Annotated in this window: 16 protein-coding genes; 12 read left to right on the forward strand and 4 right to left on the reverse strand. The window is 45.5% G+C overall.

The genetic code is table 11. From position 1 onward, the window contains the following. Position 1: 1 nt before the first annotated feature. Both EV213_RS16955 and EV213_RS16960 read left to right on the forward strand, forming a co-directional pair. Entirely contained in the window at positions 2–892 is an 891-nt protein-coding gene (locus EV213_RS16955) for a diacylglycerol/lipid kinase family protein (RefSeq protein WP_133581754.1), read from the forward strand. Between the two features lie 71 nt (positions 893–963). Beyond that, positions 964–1,473, forward strand: a complete 510-nt coding sequence (locus EV213_RS16960; RefSeq protein WP_133581755.1) for a hypothetical protein — start codon at positions 964–966, stop codon at positions 1,471–1,473. 95 nt (positions 1,474–1,568) lie between these two features. Here EV213_RS16960 and EV213_RS16965 read toward each other — a convergent pair whose 3' ends face one another. Beyond that, positions 1,569–2,141: a nucleotidyltransferase family protein gene (locus EV213_RS16965; protein WP_133581756.1), complete on the reverse strand. Its 573-nt coding sequence runs from the start codon at positions 2,139–2,141 to the stop codon at positions 1,569–1,571. Between the two features lie 424 nt (positions 2,142–2,565). Between EV213_RS16965 and EV213_RS16970 the strand changes: the two genes are divergently transcribed. The 10 genes from EV213_RS16970 to EV213_RS17015 all read left to right on the forward strand — a co-directional run bounded on the left by EV213_RS16970 (position 2,566) and on the right by EV213_RS17015 (position 13,459). After that, positions 2,566–3,147: a PspA/IM30 family protein gene (locus EV213_RS16970; protein ID WP_166639375.1), complete on the forward strand. Its 582-nt coding sequence runs from the start codon at positions 2,566–2,568 to the stop codon at positions 3,145–3,147. Between the two features lie 57 nt (positions 3,148–3,204). Further along, the gene (locus EV213_RS16975; protein ID WP_133581758.1) at positions 3,205–4,233 is read left to right on the forward strand and encodes a TFIIB-type zinc ribbon-containing protein; all 1,029 of its coding nucleotides are present in this window, start codon (positions 3,205–3,207) and stop codon (positions 4,231–4,233) included. Next, entirely contained in the window at positions 4,227–4,997 is a 771-nt protein-coding gene (locus tag EV213_RS16980) for a TPM domain-containing protein (protein WP_133581759.1), read from the forward strand. The genes EV213_RS16975 and EV213_RS16980 overlap by 7 nt, the downstream gene beginning before the upstream one ends. Before the next feature lie 41 nt (positions 4,998–5,038). Continuing rightward, a complete protein-coding gene (locus tag EV213_RS16985; protein WP_133581760.1) occupies positions 5,039–6,067 on the forward strand; it encodes an SPFH domain-containing protein in 1,029 nt (342 codons plus the stop codon). Between the two features lie 181 nt (positions 6,068–6,248). Next, positions 6,249–7,841, forward strand: coding sequence for a BclA C-terminal domain-containing protein (locus tag EV213_RS21245; RefSeq protein WP_166639376.1), 1,593 nt, complete (start codon positions 6,249–6,251; stop codon positions 7,839–7,841). A 159-nt stretch (positions 7,842–8,000) separates the two neighbouring features. After that, positions 8,001–8,183, forward strand: coding sequence for a WYL domain-containing protein (locus EV213_RS16995; RefSeq protein WP_133581762.1), 183 nt, complete (start codon positions 8,001–8,003; stop codon positions 8,181–8,183). Then, entirely contained in the window at positions 8,173–8,409 is a 237-nt protein-coding gene (locus tag EV213_RS17000) for a hypothetical protein (protein WP_133581763.1), read from the forward strand. Before EV213_RS16995 ends, EV213_RS17000 begins: the two co-directional genes overlap by 11 nt. Before the next feature lie 149 nt (positions 8,410–8,558). Further along, on the forward strand, positions 8,559–9,887 hold the full coding sequence (locus EV213_RS17005) for a 3' terminal RNA ribose 2'-O-methyltransferase Hen1 (RefSeq protein WP_133581764.1): 1,329 nt from the start codon (positions 8,559–8,561) through the stop codon (positions 9,885–9,887). Then, positions 9,884–12,475: a polynucleotide kinase-phosphatase gene (locus EV213_RS17010; protein WP_133581765.1), complete on the forward strand. Its 2,592-nt coding sequence runs from the start codon at positions 9,884–9,886 to the stop codon at positions 12,473–12,475. Before EV213_RS17005 ends, EV213_RS17010 begins: the two co-directional genes overlap by 4 nt. Before the next feature lie 87 nt (positions 12,476–12,562). After that, the gene (locus EV213_RS17015; protein ID WP_166639377.1) at positions 12,563–13,459 is read left to right on the forward strand and encodes an AraC family transcriptional regulator; all 897 of its coding nucleotides are present in this window, start codon (positions 12,563–12,565) and stop codon (positions 13,457–13,459) included. Positions 13,460–13,518: 59 nt separating this feature from the next. Here the strand turns inward: EV213_RS17015 and EV213_RS17020 are convergent, their stop codons facing one another. Genes EV213_RS17020 through EV213_RS17030 form a run of 3 tightly spaced genes read right to left on the reverse strand, consistent with a single transcriptional unit; the run spans position 13,519 to position 16,825 of the window. Continuing rightward, positions 13,519–14,628, reverse strand: coding sequence for an ABC transporter permease (locus EV213_RS17020; RefSeq protein WP_166639378.1), 1,110 nt, complete (start codon positions 14,626–14,628; stop codon positions 13,519–13,521). Further along, positions 14,628–15,881, reverse strand: coding sequence for an ABC transporter permease (locus EV213_RS17025; RefSeq protein ID WP_133581768.1), 1,254 nt, complete (start codon positions 15,879–15,881; stop codon positions 14,628–14,630). Before EV213_RS17025 ends, EV213_RS17020 begins: the two co-directional genes overlap by 1 nt. Positions 15,882–15,892: 11 nt before the next feature. Then, the gene (locus tag EV213_RS17030) at positions 15,893–16,825 is read right to left on the reverse strand and encodes an ABC transporter ATP-binding protein (protein ID WP_133581769.1); all 933 of its coding nucleotides are present in this window, start codon (positions 16,823–16,825) and stop codon (positions 15,893–15,895) included. Positions 16,826–17,062: the final 237 nt, after the last annotated feature.

The following is a 17,062-nucleotide window of genomic DNA, read 5'->3' on the forward strand; positions in this document are numbered from 1 at the left end:
CATGAAAAAAGCTCTCGTCATAATTAACCCATCTTCGGGCAAGGAGAAAGCATTGGGCTTAGAAGAAGATGTTGTTTCGGCATTACAGGAAACCCATGAGGAAGTGGCAGTGCGGTATACAGAAAAAGAGGGCGACGCGACAACGTTTGCCAAAGAAGCTTGCGAGGAGAAGCTCGACACCGTGATCGCCTTAGGTGGCGACGGAACGGTGAACGAAGCAATCAATGGTCTCGCTGAGCAGAGCCATTCGCCGACATTTGGCTTTCTGCCTTTAGGCACGGTCAATGATTTCGCCCGTGCGTTGAAGTTGCCAATGGTTCCTAAGAAGGCTATCGAAGTCTTGAAGGCTAATCACACAAAACGCGTCGATATTGGAAAAATTGACGGCCGTTACTTTATGAACGTCCTTGCTGTTGGAGCAATTGCAGAACTGGTGTATGAAGTGACGCCAGAGCAAAAATCTAAATTTGGGCCATTCGCCTATTTTATTGAAGGAGCGAAGGCACTAAAGGAAAAAACGCCATTTAATTTATCGATTACCTACGATGACAACACTTGGAATGGAGAAGCCTACGTTATGCTCGTGGCGCTAACCAACTCGGTCGCGGGATTTGAAACGTTTGCCGAGCAGGCGAAGGTGAACGATGGGTATTTTCATGTGTTTGTTTTAAAGGACTTATCGATTCAATCTATGATGAAGCTAGTGCCTGATTTATTGCGTGGGGAGTTGGAAGGCAATGATCAAATTGACTACTTCCGGGCCGCCTCACTTAAGGTAGAGTCTAGCATGGATCTTGTCGTGAATATTGATGGCGACGAAGGTGTTCCACTGCCTTTTACGGCCGATGTCCTTCATAATGCACTGCATATTCTTGTTTCTTCCGAAGAATAAATGGTCTTGGCTTGGCACCTTACATTGTTTTGTTGGAGGAGAAGCCTGTCGAATTTATAAGAGATTATGTCATGTACGCTGCTGTTTTCGGGATGTTTAGCGTGAGTTGGTTTGGTTGGGCGCAGGAGAATCCTAAAAAAAGCTGGCGGGTGCCTCTAGGCATTGCGTCAGGTCTCGGTTTCATCGTTTGTGGCATTGGCATCTATTTGAGCATTGGCCATTGGGGTGAAGCGACGGCGTTATCAGACCCTGAGGCCTTTACAAACTACGTGACCTTTGTTTGGATTGAGTTTGTTTTAGCCGCAGTAGGCGCCATCGTTTTGTTGGTGAAAAAGCACAAGGAGTACATGGCACCGTGGATTGCTTTTGTCGTAGGCGTTCATTTTATTTGGCTCAAGGCAGTGTTTCAGGACCCGAGTCTTTATGTGCTTGCGGGGCTGCTCATCATCGTGTCCATTGTAGCTATACCCATTTCAAAAAGGATGCAGGTTGCGAGTAGTGCGATTACAGGCATCGGTGCCGGGACGTCGTTGTTTGCTTTTGCTATCCTAGGTCTCCTACGGTTTTTTAATGTGTCTTAAATATGATCACTCAAATGAAAATCCAGCTCTTTTATAGACGCTGGATTTTTCGTGTGTCTGCTAAGCGATTGAATATCTGGCTCAAGTGAGTAGGCTTATTGAAAATGATGAATCTGTACCTTCCCCCAGATGCTTTGCCAATTCTTCTTTACGACCCGCTCCTCATACATTTTGGCCCCATTATCAGTTTCTTCAAAAGAAGGTGTTGGTTTTACTACCATATGTAACACATCTTCAAGTCCCCAAGGCGCTGTTAAAACAACGTTATTATGATTGTCCAATGTAAGCCCTAGTGCAGACGCCGTTTCAGGGAACTTTGAAATCGCATCGACTGAAGAAGAGTACGGCTCGTTGTGATTGACAAGGTGCATTCTTGCTTCGTTTTTAACGGACCAGGGAATTTGAGGATCCATTTCTTTAAGCTTTTGTTCGAGCTGCTTTTCTATGTTTTCATCGAGATTGCTTTGATCAAAGTAAATCACATCAACATCAGCCATTGGTGTCCGTTCAGTAAAACCATGAAGTGTATCCCAAATCTTTGAACGAACAAAACCCGCAACGATCCACCATTCAGGCAGATTTAGTGATTTGGCGCTCAATAAGATGTTCATCATCCATTCATCGTTTTTCACAAGGTGGATGATATTTTGCTCATTATCCAGTCTCAAAACGATCACCCCTCCCGAACGTGTATTCTAATTATAGTGGATTGCCATAGAAATGAAAGGTATTTCATGGATAAAATAATGTAATTCATTTCCTTATGCTTAGAACTTGCTTCTCTAATCATTATTTTCTGGAGTCAACCAAGCGACGTTTAGCTTGGAATGTCTTTGGATACCTCAATTCACTTACTTTTGCTCCTCCATAATAATAGGAAAAATGAACATTGCTTTTTGAATGGAATTAGGATAATTGATACACTTAATTACAGTAGTAAATCTCTTTCTCCTCCTCATTGATAGGGTTTTTGAGCTCCGTCGTGTCTTGGTCCGAGATGTTTTAGCACTGAGTCTTAGGCACCATTTGTAAAAAAAATGAACCAAACATCACATGCTCTTCGTAATACTTAAAAATGACGGGGGTGAATTGTTGAGTATTTTAAAACGTTTCCAAACCATTATGAACAGCAACATTCATGCGTTAATAGACCGATCAGATGATCCAGATAAGATCATTAAAGAGGCGCTAAACAGCTTACGTCAAGACCTTGGAAGTGTTAAATCAGAGACTTCGGCAATAGAGGCGCAGACAAGGCGTGCGCAAAGAGCGTTGAACGAATGCGAAACATCCATTGAAGCGATGCAACGCTATGCCATCAAAGCTGTCGACGAAGGCAACGATGTTCAGGCGCGTCAATTTCTACAAAAGAAAGAGACCTTTGTCTTGGAATTGGATGATTTGCATAAGGTTTACCGGGATGTATTCCAGCGTGCAGAGCAAATGAAACAGATAGAGGAAAAGTTAGCCTCTGACTTGGAAGCTTTAAAATCACGAAAAGCGATGCTAGAGACACCGAACGCAATAGACGAGGAGCTCGAGCGTGCCCTTCTGGAGGTCGAAGCGCTTGCTGAGCTAAGAAACAGTACAGACGTAAGACCGAGCGCTACCAACAATATTGATACAGAATTAGAAAAACTTAAAAAGCAGCGTGCGGAGCATCGTCAATCATAAAGAAATCGGTACAGTAACTGGCGAGGTCGTGCAAGTGAATAGGAGAGGTGAAACTTTTTGGTTATCCATTATAAATGTCCTAGCTGTGGGTCAGACATGGCCTTTGACAGTGGGTCAGGAATGCTTTCCTGTCAAAGTTGTGGGCGGGAAGACAATATCGCAACGTTTTCTGATGAGTATAAGCAAATGTCCTTTTCAGAGGATGAGGCAAAAGAGTACCAATGTGAAAACTGTGGGGCTGTCGTAATTACAGAAGCCGATACGACAGCAACATCGTGCAGTTTCTGTGGAGCAGGCGTTGTCCTTGGCGACCGCTTATCGGGCGCATTGGCACCTAAACAGGTCATTCCGTTTAAGATTAGTAAGGAAGAGGCGCGCGAAGCCTTTAAAAAATGGTGTAAGAACGGATTGCTGACGCCAAAAGGGTTCATGGACGGCAATCGTATTAAAGAAATGACAGGCATGTATGTGCCCTTTTGGCTTTATGATATTAATAGTAAAGCCCAAGTAAACGCAACAGGCAAAAAGGTACGAAAATACACTCGAGGGGATTATATTTACACAGAAACGAAGCATTATGATATTTACCGAGATGTGAATCTTACGTATGCCAATGTTCCTGCGGATGCTTCTGAAAAAATGAGTGATACACTCATGGATAAATTAGAGCCATACCATTATGCAGAGCTAAAGGAATTTAAAACGCCGTACCTCGCAGGCTACCTAGCTGAGAAGTACAATTACGACGACAAGCAGCTGTTCCCACGGATAAAAGAGCGAGTTAGTGACTTCGTGGATGACTATGTGCAATCCACTATCTCGGGGTATTCCTCCGTAAGCTACAGTGGCAAATCAATTTCCTCACGGCAGGAAAAAGCCGACTACGTGCTGTTTCCTGTCTGGATGGTGTATTACGATTTTGACAAACAGCAGCACACGTTTGCGATGAACGGGCAAACAGGCAAGGTCGTAGGCAAGCCGCCTTTAAGCATGCAAAAAATCGCTGCCTGGTTTGGCGGTATTGCGGGCGGAACCTTTGTGCTGATGAAAATCGTTGCGGTCTTGATGGGCGGTGGCTTATGGTAAAGCGCATCTCTTTATCCCATTTTCTCATTGTCTTTCTTATTGGCTTGACGCTTTTACCGTTTGTGCCGCAGCACGGTTTTGCTGCGGAAGAAAAAACCTACATTTATGACAACGCCGGTCTTTTGACGGACGAGGAAAAAGCGAAGCTCGCTGCTTTAGCTGCAGAGAACAGCGAAAAACAGGACACGGATTTTATCGTGCTGACAACGGATGATTCCGAGGTCAATGATATCAAAACGTACATTCAGGATTTTTATGACGAAACGATGCCCGGGAGCAATGCAGCCATCCTTGGGGTGGACATGAACAAAAGAGATTTCTATGTTGCAGGCTTCTACAAAGCAGAGGAGCTTCTAAGCAACGAGCGCGCTGACCTTGTTGTGGAGAAAATCACTCCATATTTGAGCGACAGAGAGTATGCAAAAGCGTTCGAAACCTTTATTGTCACAGCCGAAGATTATATGACGTACCGTGCTGGTGTAAACCCAGACAACATCCTCTTTAAATGGTGGTTTCAAATTGTAGTAGCTCTTGTTGTCGCTGGCGGGATTGTCGGAGTCATGGTATATAATTCCGGAGGGAAAGTGACTGTCCATCAAGGAACTTATTTAGATCAGAATCGCTCAAGCGTGTTGGCGAAAAAGGACACTTATGTACGAACGAGCGTAACTAAAACACGCAAGCCGCAGAACAACAAATCAAGTGGAGGCGGTGGGACCACGAGTGGTGGTCATTCGCACAGCGGAAGCAGAGGTAGCTTTTAAATATCGATTGAATTCGCAACGGAAAATGGGAGGATGGTTTGATGTCATTTTTTAGAAGCCAGTTAGCCAATGTAGTGGAGTGGGAAGAGTTTCGCGATGATATGATTTTTTGGAAATGGAGCAACAATGAAATTAAAAAAGGCAGTCGGCTGATTATTCGACCTGGTCAGGATGCCATTTTCTTAAACAACGGAAAAATTGAGGGCGTGTTTGAAGATGATGGCGAGTACGATATTGAGTCACAGATTGTCCCGTTTCTGTCAACGTTAAAAGGGTTTCGATTTGGATTCAATAGCGGCATGCGGGTCGAAGTGCTTTTCGTTAATACAAAGGAATTTACCGTTCGTTGGGGGACACGAAGCGCCATTAATATTCCGACGCCTCAGCTTCCAGGAGGCATGCCAATCCGTGCGAACGGGACATTTAATTTTAAAGTAACGGATTACGTAGCGCTCATCGATAAAATCGCTGGTGTGAAGGAGCGTTATTTAGTAGAAGACGTCAAGATTCGCATTACAGCCGTGCTTGATCAGCTACTGATGAAATGGATCACACGAGAAGGCAAGGATATGTTTAATCTCCAGGCGAATGCATTTGATATTTCCAAAGGCATTCAAGAAGACCTTGATATGAAGATTCTTGATAACGGCTTAAAGATCACAGGCTTCAATATTGGGAGCTTCAATTATCCGAAGGAAATTCAAGATATGGTGACGAAAACAGCCTCTCACGGCATGATCAGCGACGTAGGGAAATACCAGCAGGTCGAAATGACCGATGGCATCGCCAAAGGAAAAATTCAAAGTGGAGGCGTCATGTCTGACATGACCGGCATGATGATGGGCATGAATGTGGCAAATAAGATGATGGAAAATATGAACCAAAGCGAAGTGAAACAACAGAACCAAAGCCAAGCACAAAACCAAAATCAAGGGCAGGCACAAAATCAAAGCCCGCCGCCTGCACAAAACGCGAACGGAAATAGCGCGATACCAAACTTTTGTCCCAATTGTGGAAACAAAACGACGGGAACGAATTTCTGTCCGAATTGCGGAAATAAGCTTGTGTAAGGCCGTAGCCAAGTGATTACTGCTGATTCATCATAACGTTGATGAGTCGGCAGTTTTTTTCACCTTTGTTTGCCTTAATCTTAAAGCACTTTAAGATATCTTGAGCAAACATTGACCCAACCTTAAACAATTGATCTTTATACTTATTCTTAGGAAAACAAGTATAAGGGAGGCAATGTTTTTGAACAGACAACACATTGGAATGATAGGGTTGGCATGGCTTTTGGTCGTTGCTACTTTTCTAACACCTGATTTCGTGAATGCGAAAAACTGGACTGGGAACGTATCGACGGCTGAAATTATAGTGGATGGTTCTCCACTTACCTACAAGGATGGCACGAAGGTTCATCCAGTTAATGTTGATGGCAGGTTGTATCTGCCATTACGAACAATGGCGAGTTCGCTAGCGATGAACGTGATTTGGGATCAAAAGAACAATACGGTTAACTTGTCGCAAGGAGGAGTGAAAACAGCAGTTGTTAATACGATGCCAAGCCAAGACACCTGGGCAGGCGTGTCGAGCTCAGCGAAAATAACGGTGAATGGCCAACACATTCCACTTATAGACGGAGAAGGCAACTCAGTAGAGCCGATCGCCTTTGACAACAGTCTGTATGTCCCAATACGTGCGGTAACAACATCGTTTGGCGCAAACATTGAGTGGGACTCAGAGCGTCAAAGTGTCAAGGTCCATTCTGTAACTCCGCCAGTGGCAAATTCTCCTGGACCAGCAGGTATTGATGGTCAAGATGGTGAAGATGGTAATGATGGGGAAGATGGCCGAGATGGTCAGGATGGTGACGATGGAAGTGACGGTAAAGACGGCAAGGATGGCAGAGATGGAGAAGATGGCGAACGTGGGCCAAAGGGGGAGCAAGGAGAGCGTGGGCCGAAGGGAGAACAAGGTGAACGTGGCCCCGAAGGCCCAATAGGTCCTCAAGGCCCAGCAGGTCCTCCAGGATCAGGGGATGGAAGTGGTGAACCAGGTCCTCAAGGCCCCGAAGGCCCTCGTGGTCCCGAAGGTCCCCAAGGCCCACAGGGAGAGCAAGGTCCGGCTGGTCCAGCAGGTCCCGAAGGTCCACAGGGAGAGCAAGGCCCAGCAGGTCCCCCGGGAACAGGCGAAGGAATCCCTGGACCTCAGGGACCTAAGGGAGATCCCGGTCCTCAGGGCATCCAAGGTGAACCAGGTCCCCAAGGTCCTCCAGGTACAAGTGAAGGCATTCCAGGACCAAAAGGGGATCCAGGCCCTATAGGTCCGGTCGGCCCCATTGGTCCCCAAGGCATTCAAGGTGAGATCGGTCCCCAAGGTCCAGCCGGCCCAGCAGGTATTCAAGGAGATCCAGGTCCCCAAGGTCCAATTGGTCCAGCGGGGCCAAGCACAGAAATATCCAGCTATGCGTTTGCAACAAACTCAGGGGGAACAATCACGAGTTCTTTGGGGGGCAAACGGGTACCTCTTCCTTCTGGCGTCGTTGCCAAAAACATTACTGCCTCCGAAGGTTTGTTTACTGTATCAGAAGAAGGCGTGTATGAAATCTCTTATCAAATCTATTTGCAATTTTCATCACAAGCGGGAACGCAGATTAATGTAAATGGGAGTGGGTATCCCCCAAGCACCATTCCCGCATTAACGAACAGAGATAATTACTCCGCAACTGTACTAGTAAAGCTTAATGCGGGTGACAGCGTGTCGTTACAATTGTTTGGTGTCTTGGACACTGCAAGGCTCCAATCTCATCATGGCGCTTCGTTGTTAATTAAAAAAATAGATTGATGGTTCAGACGTTCACCTTTTCAAGGGTGGGCGTTTTTGTGTAGTCATAAACAACGTTGTTTTATTCCCGTCAACCCTTTTCCAACGAAATCCTCTTGAATAGCGAACGTGCATTCGTATATACTAAGAAAAAATGTTCTTTTATAGGAGGAATGGAAGATGGAGGCTGGAGACAGAGTGGAGATTATTTATATGGCCGAGAATGGAGCGCTCACAAAACGGATGATTAAAGTGCTATCGCAAACGGATACGCATATAAAGGCACTTTGTTATGCAAAGCGTTCTCAGCGCACATTTAAAAAAGCATCTATTTTGGGGTGTTATAAACGGTATGTACAATGATTTGGAACGCAAGCTACGTATTGTTGTCCGCAATTTGCATCTCTACACAGACGTCTTCCATTCACGTGAGCTCGAGCGCAAAACAGGTCGTCCCCTTCAGCAGCTGATTCCACTCCTCGAAAAGCTCGCCGATGAAAGACGCATTGAACTCATCAAAGATGGCACACAGCTCCTGATAAAAAAGGTCAAGGAAAACCCTCATAAAGAACCTGATCGTTGGTGGTAAAGACCAAATGGAACGGGTTGGTTGACATGGAAAAATTGGTCACTATACTTAAAATGAAAACATATGTTGTATCGCTTAATGAAGCTACCACATGAAACTTGAGAGCCAAAACAAATAGGGCTTAAAAACCAATAAAATGAGGTCATTTTATGCAGCTAACCATAAAGGCAACTGGGTCAGATGTCAGTGCATTGTCTTATCTTTTAGCCAAAAACCCCGCCAACCTTTATGAACGCAAGGTGAAGGAGCACTTCGTACGATTCTTTTTCGGAACTTTCAGTGATACATTTGTTGAGGCGACGATTTTTGTCACTCCGGATCCATTGGCACTTGTCACTCATAAAAATTCTTATGACATTACACATTATATAAATGATCGTGAATTTGTGGCGAGCAGTATTTTTTGTTCTCTATGCAAAAGTGCTTTGGCCACTGCACTGAATGGGTTGCCGAATACAGCGTACGCCAATTACGTTGATATGACATTCCCGTTGACGTTTACCGTTGGACCGATCGCCTCGGGCTTATCCGATGAACATGTAGAGTTGTTATTCAAGCCCCTTGGTTATGACGTTACGTTTCAGTATCAGTCTTCAGAGAGTGACGTTGAAAAGGGTTCTGCCAGAATGCTCACCATTCAAGGACTAACGACCTTGCAAGCAGGTTTGCGTCAGTTGTTTGTTTTATTGCCAGTCCTAGATGACTATAAGCATTACTATATTGACGAGAAAGAAATGGAGAAGCTGGAGCGTTATGGAGAAGGGTGGTTAGACGAGCATCCTGAGAAGGCATTGATTTATCGACGGGCGTTGCGTTTTAAAGAGTTGTATGCGCCTCTTCAAAACGATGAGGAAACGCAAGAAAAGACTCCTAAAAGGTCGTTAAATCACCAACGGTACGAAGCAATTGCAAGCACAATAGCAACCTTTCCAAATCGTGCACGTGTAATTGACCTTGGTGCTGGAGAAGGTAAACTTCTAGAGCGACTGCGTCTTATACCAGGTATTGAAGAACTTCTTGCCGTTGAGCCATCACAGGCCATGCTGTTGCGCGCTATGAAAGCTATCGAAGTGTCTACTGAAGACGGAATCAAGCCTACGCTTCTTCAGGGCTCGTTGTTTTATTATGATCATCGATTATTGGATAGCGACGTCATCGTTCTCTGTGAAGTCATTGAACACATTGATGAGGAACGCTTGCCTGCTTGCATGGCGATGATTTTGGATGAATATCGTCCAGGTGCTCTGATCATTACAACACCTAACAAGGAATACAACCAACTCTATGACATGCCAGAGGAACGACGACACCACGATCACCGTTTTGAGTGGACAAGAGATCAGTTTACCGATTGGTGCTATAAGATAAACGAAGGTCAATCCTATGATTTAACGTTTTCTGGCATTGGTGACGACAATGAAATCTATGGGCAACCGACCCAAATGTGTGTATTTACAAGAAAGGAGGCGCGTTTATGAAAATAACGCTTCCTCACGCAGGTATCGTGGTGCTTGTCGGAGCATCCAACAGCGGGAAAACGACAATGTTGGAGCGGCTCGTTCATGAAAAGAAGGTTCTTCCATCTGAAATCGTCAGCTCCGATTCGTTTCGAGAAGCAGTCGGGGACACCGATTTTATACAATGGAAACAACGACCAAAACACGAGTCTGATGTTCTTTATGAACGGTACGAGACCCTTTCAAAAGAGGCATTTTCGGTGATGCATCAGCTCGTCGAAGCACGCTGTCGCATGAATAAGTTGACGATTATTGATGCGACTCATCTCCAGCCAGAATACCGCCGTGTCTACGTGAACATGGCGAAAGCCACCCATGTGCCCGTTGTTGCTGTATTGTTGGATGTGCCCCTCGATCTATTGCTCGAACGTGACGCTACCCGTTTACACTCTCGAGGAAAAAAACGTGTCGAGCAGCAAAACCAGCAATTTAGAAAAGAAAGACGAGACATTGATAAAGAAGAGTTTGACAATGTATATGTGGTCCATTCACCTGAAAGTCTTGAGCTTTTTCGTGCCTCACATCCGCTTCAAATTGATGTCGGTTCAGGGATTGATGTCATAGGTGATGTGCACGGCTGTTATGAGGAGCTTATTGCCTTGCTAGACAAACTGGGTTACAGAGAAAATGAGGACGGGTTGTACATTCATCCAGAGGGGCGTCGCTTTCTGTCGCTTGGAGATATTATGAGCCGCGGGCCCCAGTCGTTGGAGACGATGCGCTTTTTTCTGATACATATCAAAAAAGGTCTAGCCTATATGACCGACAGCAACCATGGCTGGAAGATTGCACGATGGTTTGACGGACGTCGAGTAAAGCTGACGCATGGTGATGAATTGATGGAGAAAGAGTGGAACGCCTATGCATCTACGGCACCGAAACAAGAAGTGGATCAACTAAAACAAGAGTTGAAAACAATGTTGCTTCAGGCGCCATCTCATTATTTGCTAGAGCAGAACAATGTCGTGACCGCCGTTGTAACGCATGCAGGGATGAAGGATAAATGGATAGGCAAGCAGTCTGCTGCCATTTCGGACATGTGTCGGTATGGCGAAACGGAGGGAACTGACGACACTGGACGACCGATTCGCAAGGATTGGACTGTTACCCATAAGACAAGTGAGCTTATCATCTGGGGACACGATCCACGACCGCAACCATTATTGGTTCAGCAGACGATGAACATCGACCAAGGCGTCGTGTTTGGTGGTCAGCTAACAGCGCTTCGGTATCCTGAACGAGTCATCGTTTCTGTGGATGCCAAAAAAGATTACGCAGAAATGAAGGACAGCCCACTCGTTCGTTGGGAGCAAAAACGTCTTAAGCCCCCAGGCATTTCAAACTACTTGCAGGGATACCGTGTGGACACGGAAGAGCTAGGAACGGTGAGGCTAGCCTCAACCTTGGTGAAGAGTGCGATTGAAACATTTTCAACGGCTGCTCTCCCACTAGAGCAAATCCCGTATTTGCCCCCAACGATGAGCCCACCGCCGAAGCCTTCCAGCAGACCGGATTATCTCGAGCATCCAGAGGGGGCAATTGCCTATTTCCGAGCTCATGGTGTAGATAGGTTGATTGCACAGAAAAAGCATATGGGAAGCCGTGCTGTGATTTTGTTATTTGCAAATGACGATGCAGCAAAGCGAACGATTGGGACAGCTATTCGAGGGGTCATCTACACGAGAACAGGGCGTCGCTTCTTTGATCCGTTGATGGAAGAAAAAGTGCTGCACACAATGCAATCAGAGTTGCTTGAAAACGGGTATTTTCGCGATTATGAAACGGACTACGTGCTGCTGGATACAGAAATAATGCCATGGAACTTAAAAGCAGCGGATTTGATTCAGCGTCAATACGGTCATGTGGCGAAAACAGCTCTACTTGATCGGGAACAGCTGCTGCAAAAACTTGAAATGTCGACGCAAGAATACGAAAAATTGGATGAATGGATTGCAGAATACAAACATAAATACGCCAATGCAGAGGCCTTTGCTCGTGTCTTCCAAAGGTACTGTTGGCCAGTTACGGGATTGAAAGATATACAAATTGCCCCGTTTCACGTGCTTGCGCACAGCGATCAAACCTTTGAAAAGCACCCACATTCATGGCATATGGAAATGAATAAGACGCTGGCTGAGCGTTCCACACTGTTTGTGGAAACCGACTATAGAGAGATCACTGATGAGGCATCAGAGGTGGCTTGCACAACATGGTGGGAAGAGTTAACAGAGGCCGGGCATGAAGGGATTGTCATTAAACCACAGTCTTTTGTTCCACGATACAAAGGAAAGCTCATTCAACCTGCACTAAAGGTTCGTGGCCGTTCTTACTTGTCAATGATCTATGGGATGGACTATCTTGATACGGAAAACCTCGTTCGGCTAAAAGGAAGAAAGACAGGCAAAAAGCAAAAAATGGCCTTAAAGGAATTTGCACTAGGTTTAGAAGGAGTGCGTCGTTTCGTTGATAGGCAAACACTTGAACGTGTGCATGAGTGTGTCCTCGCTACACTTGCGATGGAGTCAGATCCTGCGGACCCGAGGCTTTAACGGATTGAATTGTTCTTAGAGGAACTTCATCTCCAGTGGCAGAAGTAACTACAAGGGAATGAGAAGCTCGTATAGAGGAGAATGCCGATGAAGGACAAGCTTAGGGTATCGTACCGTCAGTCCGATGAAAATGGGTCATACAAAAGCTTTGTGTCTCATTCGCATGATACGTTTGAAATCTATTTTTTCCATAGTGGTGATTGCAAGTACCATATCGGGGATCGGATTCATCAGTTGCTACCAAATGATCTTATTCTCATGAATGGGTTGACGTTGCACGGTGCGACTCCATCCCCGCATGTTCCTTATATAAGAAGTGTGCTGCAGTTTTCACAGCCATGGATCATGCCCATTCTTGAAGCTCATCAGGTGCCTGAGTTGCTCTCGCCATTTAATCACTTAAACAATTTTTTGTTCCGTGAGATTCCAAATGGAGTGTTGCAAGAGATTGATCAGCTATTTAGCGACATTACGACGCTGTATACGTCTCCGCCCAATGTTGTGAGTCAACCAGATGAAGAAGGGATAAGGGAACGGTTGTATGAAGGGCGATTGTCGACCCTTCTTGTGCAGCTTCTTTTTACAATTCATTCGCTTAGTCACGCAAAGTTGGAGATGCTCCCCCCTCAAGAATCTGAACGGCACAAGCATGTGGATGCAGCTGCTGCTTGGGTGCAAAACTATTTCCAACGACCAATTTCATTAAACGACATGGCGAGCAGCCTCAACATAAGCAAATACCATATGTGTCGCACCTTTAAAGAAGTCACAGGCATGACCATTATGAAGTATTTGATGTCGGTGCGAGTCAATCGAGCAAAATACTTGTTGGAGATGGACCCGAGCAAATCAATTCTCGACGTGACGTTAGAATCCGGATTTGAGAATGCCTCCCACTTTAGTCGAGCATTTCGCCAGCATGCCAACATGACACCATCGCAATACCGTAAACGCTGGCAGCGACAAGATATGATGAAAAGCTAACAAGGACGTAGGAAAGGCTGGTTCATTGAGGCGGGGATGCCTAATGAATCAGCCTTATTTTAACGCCTTAGGGCTTTACGTTCCACAAGATTCATCCCAATGCCCATAAAAAGGACAGCCATCAGCAAGAGCTTAGCGAGAGGGAGAAAAAGATCAGTCAATGACTGGTCATAAACGGCGAGCCCTAGCATTGCCTCCATAGCGTGTGTTAAAGGGAGAAATTCTGCCAGAAGCAACAAACCATCATTTGTCATTGCCCCTGGCGGCATATACACGCCGCTAATTAGTGGCATTAAAGGAACCAGTACTGGGAAAATCATATCGAATTGTTCGGGAGTCCTTGTCATGCCAGCGATCAGCAACGTCATTGAGACAACGGTGAAGAGGAACAAAGCCGAAATGGCCAAAAGGCCGATTAGGTGTTCATTCAGCTCAAAGGAGAACACGTAATGAAAGAGTAAAAAAATGAGTAGGACATGAACGATCCCAATGGTCCAAGCATAGAGGAGGTGTCCTGTGTATATGCCCGATTTGTGCACAGGTGAGACAATGAGACGGTCCCAAATGCCAGCCACTTTTTCTTTCGCGATGGCATTTAATTTGAAGCCTACTGTGAACATGACGAAAAGCAACGTAAACCCAAAGAGGAGCTGTAATTGCATATTGTGTGGGACGAACTCTGTTCCTTCAAGGCCTCTAATATCAACGGAGAGAGGGGGATCAGCCATTTGTGAGGCTACGTTTTGACGATACACTTTCGGATTTGTCATCTTCTCAGCAGTCTCTCTCAGCTGCATCTCATCGGTGAACACTTGCTGGACATAGTGCTCGATGAACTGAAGACCAGGAAGCTGGACAGCAGATATGAGACGATAGTCGTCCTTGAGAAGCTTCAGTACAATATCAGACCGACCCTTTTCCAGTTTTTCGATAGCTGTGCGTTCATCGGTTCTTTGAAAGACAAACGTCTCCGATTGATTTAGCAACGTCATCCATCGCTCTGTCTCTTCCTCAGAAAGCTCCTCACCTAAAAAGACATCGACCGTAGAAGGTTGCTGTGCAGTTGTTCCGAAAAGAAGAGCCGCAGCGATACTTAGGGCTAAAAAGAGTAAGGATAGGATAGGGGCACGTTTTTCCTTTACCCATTGTGTCATGAAAACAGCAAGCATTAGAGTCTCCCCCTTTGTGGGAACAGCCCAATGGCCGCAAATAAAAGCCCTAGTGACATTGGGAGGAGCAGAACAATTGTCATCACTAAATCCCTCGTCTCTCCTTGTTGAATCCATTGAATTAACGTCGCAAGGACAAGACCGTTTGGTGTCCACTCGCCTAGCTCTTGAAGGGAATATGGAATAAAATAAAGCGGCACAAGATTTCCTCCTATCGTTCCAAACGCAAAAATAAGAATATACCCCAGGATGTTGCTCACCGATGAATTGTTCATACGGTAGGCAAGTGCTGTAAGCAAGCCAGCAAATGCAGCAACAACAATAGAAAACGTCGTTGTCACCGCCAGCATTCCAAGCCAAAACGTGAAGGATACGCCTTGAAACAGCTGAAAGGCAAACTGACATATGACAAGAAGCAGGTGGAGCTGTAGCCAGGCGAGAACGAAAGCCGCACCGATTTTGCCAAGTAAGAAGGAGAGCGGATGCCTGTCGGACAAAAGAATGCGTTCAAAGGTCCGTTCGCGCTTTTCTACTCCTGCCTTTGTGGCGATCGTAGAAGCAACAAACATACAAAACAAAATCCCCATGGACAAGGTGAAATACTGAAACGATGTGATTGGCTGTCGTCCTTCAAGTGAAACCTCACCTCCAATAGAAGCAGGCTGTTGACTGACGTCCATCTCATCATCGGCGGCTAGAAAAAGGGCACTCTGGTAATTAAATGCTTGAACAAACCCTTGAATCATTTCGCGAAGAATAGTGACAGAAATGGAGTCATTGTTTGCGGAAATCTGAACGTTTCCTCCTTGCCCTTCGTACGTATAGAGATGGCGATAGACGTTCAAATCAAAGTCTTCAGGAATCGTAATGAATGCTTCGAGATCCCCAGCTGCAACACTTGCTTCAGCTTGTTTATGAGTAAGAGTCTGTAAGGATACAAGCGATTGGATCTCTTCTTTTTCGAAAAAATCCAATAAAAGCGAGGAAGGGAGCTCGGTGCGTTCGATGGTCTCGTCTTCTTTCAATTGCCCATTTTCATAGAGCAGTGCTTCAATTTCCTGCAGATTCATGTCATTCGTTTCCTCTATGACAAGACCTGCCGTTATCGTTTCCAAAGCTAGAGGACCTTCCGAATTATTTTGAAGCGTTAAGCCAAGCACAACGACAAGCAATATGGGGGCAATCAAGGCGATTAGCATTTCTTTACGATCACGCCAAAAAATGAGGAGATCTTTTAGAAGAAATAGTTTCATGAAGATGCCCCCTAATCCCTTAGCATACGGCCGGTCAAATGTAAAAAGACATCTTCTAAACTGGGCGCTTCAATATGCAGGCTTATCATCTGTACCTCATGTTGTTCAAGCGTTTGAACAACAGAAGACAGAATGGAGGCTTGTCGGCTGGATGTGATGAGAAGACCATGGTCTGTATATTCTGCGCGCTGAACCCCTTCAAGAGCTTTCATTTGTTCCAGCAATTTGGTTGGCTTTTTATCAAGCGCAAGTGTCCATTTTTCTTCCCCAGAAATCATTCGCAGCAGCTCGTCTTTTGTTCCAGAGGCAACAATGTCTCCGTGGTCCATGACGTATACACGACTGCAAAGCTGAGCGACTTCCTCCATGTAATGGCTCGTGTAAAGAATCGCCATAGAATGCTCTTGATTTAATTGCTGAACCGTTGTCAGGATATGATTGCGTGACTGTGCATCAATGCCAACTGTCGGTTCATCCATAATAAGAATTTTGGGCTCGTGCAACAGAGCGGCAGCGATATTGACACGCCGCTTCATTCCTCCTGAAAATTGCTGAATCCTTTCATCCTTTCGCTCATACAACCCGACCATCTCAAGCGTTTCGTTGACTTTTTCATCGAGGCGCTTGCCTTTCAAGCCATATGCACGACCAAAAAAACGTAGATTTTCCTTCGGGGTGAGCTCTAGGTAAAGGGCAATTTCTTGCGGCACAACCCCAAGAATTTGGCGAAGGCGTCTAGGGTGGTTGAGCACATTAGTCCCATTAAGAAGAATGCTTCCTGACGTTGGTTTTGACAGCGTAGAAAGCATAGAAATGGTCGTCGATTTTCCGGCGCCGTTTGGACCTAATAAACCGACAGATTCACCTTCATTGATATGAAGGTTGAGATTGTCGACAATGGTTTTTCCTTTGATTCGTTTCGTGAGGTTAGAGGCTTCAAGCATTGTTCGCACGCTCCTTTCGAATGGTGAATATTTTTAGTTCGTACACAGAAGAGAATGCTAGCTTTGGTGAAAAGTCGGTGGTTCAGGACTTTTCGGGCAGGTCAATCCCAATCAATTGATTCACCGCCTGCATCATTCACCGTCTCCTTCAACTGTATCGAAAAAAACGTGCGCCTCCCAATGTCTGCAGTCATTTGTTTCGTTCTACACCATGACCTTAGACAGGGGTCACTTATC

This window comes from Aureibacillus halotolerans, from assembly GCF_004363045.1.
Classification (GTDB): Bacteria; Bacillota; Bacilli; order Bacillales; family DSM-28697; genus Aureibacillus; species Aureibacillus halotolerans.

Coding starts and splice junctions, on each gene's coding strand:
- EV213_RS16955 (WP_133581754.1), top strand. CDS start 2: ATGAAAAAAGCTCTCGTCATAATTAACCCATCTTCGGGCAAGGAGAAA.
- EV213_RS16960 (WP_133581755.1), top strand. CDS start 964: ATGTACGCTGCTGTTTTCGGGATGTTTAGCGTGAGTTGGTTTGGTTGG.
- EV213_RS16980 (WP_133581759.1), top strand. CDS start 4,227: ATGGTAAAGCGCATCTCTTTATCCCATTTTCTCATTGTCTTTCTTATT.
- EV213_RS16985 (WP_133581760.1), top strand. CDS start 5,039: ATGTCATTTTTTAGAAGCCAGTTAGCCAATGTAGTGGAGTGGGAAGAG.
- EV213_RS16995 (WP_133581762.1), top strand. CDS start 8,001: ATGGAGGCTGGAGACAGAGTGGAGATTATTTATATGGCCGAGAATGGA.
- EV213_RS17000 (WP_133581763.1), top strand. CDS start 8,173: ATGTACAATGATTTGGAACGCAAGCTACGTATTGTTGTCCGCAATTTG.
- EV213_RS17005 (WP_133581764.1), top strand. CDS start 8,559: ATGCAGCTAACCATAAAGGCAACTGGGTCAGATGTCAGTGCATTGTCT.
- EV213_RS17010 (WP_133581765.1), top strand. CDS start 9,884: ATGAAAATAACGCTTCCTCACGCAGGTATCGTGGTGCTTGTCGGAGCA.
- EV213_RS17015 (WP_166639377.1), top strand. CDS start 12,563: ATGAAGGACAAGCTTAGGGTATCGTACCGTCAGTCCGATGAAAATGGG.
- EV213_RS17020 (WP_166639378.1), bottom strand. CDS start 14,628: ATGCTTGCTGTTTTCATGACACAATGGGTAAAGGAAAAACGTGCCCCT.
- EV213_RS17025 (WP_133581768.1), bottom strand. CDS start 15,881: ATGAAACTATTTCTTCTAAAAGATCTCCTCATTTTTTGGCGTGATCGT.
- EV213_RS17030 (WP_133581769.1), bottom strand. CDS start 16,825: ATGCTTGAAGCCTCTAACCTCACGAAACGAATCAAAGGAAAAACCATT.